This window comes from Bacillus sp. Au-Bac7 (assembly GCF_021341655.1).
Lineage (GTDB): Bacteria > Bacillota > Bacilli > Bacillales > Cytobacillaceae > Niallia.
In genome coordinates this window covers 1-2001 of sequence record NZ_JAJTTG010000041.1, presented here as the reverse complement: position 1 = coordinate 2001, position 2001 = coordinate 1, and the positions used below count along the sequence as shown (strand labels likewise).

Genomic DNA, 2001 nt, shown 5'->3' with positions numbered 1-2001 from the left:
TTTAGTTTAATAAGCCTAAATGATATGATAAAAGAAATATTGGCAATATGGGGTTGATTCAAAATGGATAATTGGAGGAATATGGCCATTTGGTTTGAACAAATAGCAGATGATCTTCAAGCTAACTTTAACTTGAAGGAAGATGAAGTTGATACGATTCAGTTTGAAAACATACAATATTTAACTCTATGGCATCATAAAAAGAGTAAGTTAGGCAACTTTTTTGATATTCCAGAAAATCTGCTCTATCTAGAATTAAACTGGTCCAATATACAAGATTTCCAAGGTATAGTAAAAATGAATAAATTAAAGCGTTTAGAGTTACATTATTGTACTAAATTACAAAATGATTCTGGTCTGTCTGGATTAGTCGATACGCTAGAACATTTACATATTAATCAATCAAAGAAATTTGCACCAAGCGAAGAATTATTATCTCTGAAGAATCTTCGTGTTTTATGTCTTACTTCTTGTGGTAATCTTGAGAATCTGAATTTTCTACATCAATTTCCTAACCTAATTGACTTTAGATTTGTTAATACTAATGTGTTAGATGGTGACTTAACACCAATTTTAGACCATCCAACTATTCGAAGTGTGGGCTTTCTGAATAAGAGACATTACAATATTAAAGATGTTAAGATGGATGCTTTATTAAAGGATAAAAATGGTGGAGAGGAATTTCAAACAGTTATTAAGTATGGAAAAAATGAGACTTTTAGATATATTTATTAATTAAAGTTGTTATCGAATTACTAACGTGGCGTTAATCCAATAAGGATTAATGCCATTATTTCTTATATCTCATTTGGAACTATCGGGGCATCATTCCTGTTATAAATGAACTGTTAACAGAAATTTTGTGATCGAAAGGAAATTCAAGATGCAAAAAAAGCCAATTCGCATGACTTACATAAAACGAAACCAGAGTAAATATTATTCATAATACAATCTAGAAAATTAAGTAAGGATGAGCTACTATGACTAGTGGGATAAAATTAATTGGTAAGAGTGTTTACATAACAGATCAAAATACAGAGGGAAGTATAAAATATCTTAATGAAAATAAAATTGATACTATCTATATAAGTCTCCAATATTACACAAAAGATAATCTTGATTTTCTATCTGAGTGTGTAAACATAAAGAAAATAGGAATAGATGTGTATTATTTATCCAACATAAAAGGATTATATAGTCTTCAATCTTTAAAAGAATTATCAATAATTGAAAATGATAATAATATAAAAATTGATTTATCATACTTTCCTAAATTAGAGATATTGAGACTCGATTGGGGTTCATCTGTATCCGGTTTATCAAATTTAGAAAATCTAAATCTTCTTCAATTATTTAAATATAAACCGAAGAGTAAAGATTTAGGTGAATTGATTAAGTTAAAAAAATTAGAATCCTTAATTTTAACTCATGGTAATTTGACTTCATTGAATGGTATTCAAAAATTTAATAACTTAAAGGAAATCCAGTTAAACTACATAAGAAACTTAATAGATATTTCACATCTAAAAAACCTTCCTTTATTGAGTGATCTAGAAATAGAAAACTGTAAGAAAATTAGTAATATACCCATCGTGAGTAATATATCAAGTATAGAAAGGCTTGCATTGTTAAACTGTGGAGAGTTGGAATCCCTGGTTTTCATTGAATCAATGGAAAATCTAAAGAACTTGGTATTCAGTGGTACTAATATAAAAGATGGGAATTTAAGTTACTGTAAAAACATTGATTATGTTTATTTTTTAGATAAAAAGCATTACTCTTTGAAATTGAAGGACATAATTAATAATTCTTAACAAATCTTAAAGTATATCTTACTTATGAGAAAAATAAAGACGTAGAGGGGCTTGTATATTTTCTCTAACAAAATTTTTTTGAGGCTTGGTTTTGGGAAAAACTCAATATTTCTTTAGTATCGTTATAAACGAGACAAGCGCAGATAGTACAGATTATATTCTGTAACAAAAGACTTCTGGAACTATA

2 protein-coding genes are annotated in these 2001 nt (G+C 27.7%); both read left to right on the top strand.

Annotated elements, in window-relative coordinates; genetic code table 11:
• Positions 1-63: 63 nt before the first annotated feature.
• Positions 64-735, top strand: a complete 672-nt coding sequence (locus LXM54_RS27595) for a hypothetical protein (RefSeq protein ID WP_233319541.1) — start codon at positions 64-66, stop codon at positions 733-735.
• A 245-nt stretch (positions 736-980) separates the two neighbouring features.
• Complete coding sequence (locus LXM54_RS27590; RefSeq protein WP_233319540.1) at positions 981-1814, top strand: leucine-rich repeat protein; 834 nt, start codon at positions 981-983, stop codon at positions 1812-1814.
• Positions 1815-2001: the final 187 nt, after the last annotated feature.

Coding starts and splice junctions, on each gene's coding strand:
- LXM54_RS27590 (WP_233319540.1), top strand. CDS start 981: ATGACTAGTGGGATAAAATTAATTGGTAAGAGTGTTTACATAACAGAT.
- LXM54_RS27595 (WP_233319541.1), top strand. CDS start 64: ATGGATAATTGGAGGAATATGGCCATTTGGTTTGAACAAATAGCAGAT.